The sequence below is a fragment of the uncultured Streptomyces sp. genome (assembly GCF_947488945.1).
In the GTDB taxonomy this organism is placed as follows: domain Bacteria; phylum Actinomycetota; class Actinomycetes; order Streptomycetales; family Streptomycetaceae; genus Streptomyces.
The window spans coordinates 1-1,466 of the sequence record NZ_CANLBS010000065.1; the positions used below are offsets into that span (position 1 = coordinate 1).

Annotated in this window: 1 protein-coding gene; it reads right to left on the reverse strand. The window is 70.1% G+C overall.

Translation table 11 applies throughout. The features are described 5' to 3' along the window. Positions 1 to 1,466, reverse strand: a 1,466-nt coding sequence (locus Q0994_RS33830; protein WP_299542557.1) for a condensation domain-containing protein, incomplete at both ends; no start/stop codon positions are given.

A 1,466-nucleotide genomic window follows, 5' to 3' on the forward strand; every position in this document is an offset into this window, starting at 1 on the left:
GCGGTCGATCAGCTCGGCGAACGTCGGGTCCCCCGACAGATCCGTCCGCATCACCAGCGTGTTCACGAAGAACCCGATCAGGTCTTCGGTCTCGGCGCGGTTGCGGCCCGCGATCGGGGTGCCCACCGCGAAGTCGTCCTGGCGGCCGTAGCGGGCCAGCACGATCTGGAACAGCGACAGCAGCGCCATGAACAGGCTCGCGCCCTGCCGTCCCGCCGTCGCCTGCAGCGCCTTCGCCACCTCGGACGACAGCGCGAAGTACACGGTGTCTCCCGCCGCGCCCTCGCGCTCGGCGGGTCGCCCGTGGTCCGTGGGCAGTTCCAGCACCGGCACACCGGTCAGACGGTCACGCCAGTAGGTCAACTGCGCGTCCAGGAAGTCACCGGACAGCTGGTCCCGTTGCCACACGGCGAAGTCCGCGTACTGCACGGCGAGGGCGGGGAGCGCGGCCTCGCGGCCGGCCAGGGCCGCCGCGTACAGCTCCCGCAGCTCCCGCGCCAGGATGCCCGACGACCAGCCGTCCGAGACGATGTGGTGCAACGTGATCAACAGGAACTGGTCGTCCTCCGCGACGCGGACCACGTCCACGCGCAGCAGCCGGCCCCCGTCCAGCTCGAACGGGAGACGCGCCTGCGCTTCGATGATCGCCTGGGCCGCCTGCTCCCTGTCCTCACCGCGGAAGGCGTCCCGGACGTCGTGCACCACCGGGGTGACCGACCACGGCGCGTCCACGACCTGTGACGGGCGCCCCGCGTCGTCGGTGACGAAACGGGTCCGCAGGATCTCGTGCCGTGCCACCAGGCCGGTGAACGCCACACCCAGGGCGTCCGCGTCCAGCTCACCCCGTAGGCGCAGGCCCAGCGGTACCAGGTACTCGGCACTGCCGGGGGTCAACTGGTCCAGGAACCACAACCGTTGCTGCGCGAAGGACAACGGCAGGCAGTCGCCGGAACGGTCTGCCGGTACGAGGACCGCCGCACCGGCCGCTGCCGGCTCGCCCATCGCCGCAGCCAGCGTGGCCGGGGTGGGTGAGGTGAAGAGCGTGCGCACGGGTACGTCGATGCCGAGTTGCTGTCGCAGTCGGGACGTCACCCGCGTCGCGAGCAGTGAATGCCCGCCGAGGGCGAAGAAGTTGTCGTGCACGCCGATGGTGTCGATGCCGAGGATGTCGGACCAGATCGAGGTGACGACGTGCTCGGCGGTGGTGCGGGGGGCGGTGTAGGTGGAGTCCAGGTCGGGGCGGTGGGTGTCGGGTGCGGGGAGTGCTTTGGTGTCGACTTTCCCGTTGGGGGTGAGGGGGAGTTGGTCGAGGGTGATGTAGGTGCTCGGGATCATGTAGTCGGGGAGTTGCTGTTGGAGGTGGGTGCGCAGTTCCTGGGTGCTGGGGGCGGGGGTGTCGGGGTTGGTGACGATGTAGGCGGTGAGGCGTTTGTCGCCGGGGGTGTCTTCGCGGGTGGTGACGGTGG